The 240-nt window shown below is 47.1% G+C and carries 1 protein-coding gene; it reads left to right on the plus strand.

Annotated features, from left to right (window positions below):
- Positions 1 to 240, plus strand: a 240-nt coding sequence (locus B4920_RS27685; protein WP_173862744.1) for a peptidylprolyl isomerase, incomplete at both ends; no start/stop codon positions are given.

Below are 240 nucleotides of genomic sequence, written 5' to 3' on the forward strand. Positions count from 1 at the left end.
GTCCTCAGTGCCTGCGGCGGTGGCGAAGATGATCTCACTCCCAATATCCCCAAACCCGACCCAACTCCACCGAGCTTAAGTGCCGATGTCTGTTATTTAATGAGTACCACAAAGGGGGATTTAACCTTAGCCATCGACCTCACCCATATGCCCATCACGGGCAAGAACTTTAAACAGTATGTCGATAAGTCCTTCTATAACGGCACCTTATTCCACAGAACCATTAATAACTTTATGATC

The sequence above is a fragment of the Zoogloea sp. LCSB751 genome (assembly GCF_002028455.1).
In the GTDB taxonomy this organism is placed as follows: Bacteria; Pseudomonadota; Gammaproteobacteria; order Burkholderiales; family Rhodocyclaceae; genus Zoogloea.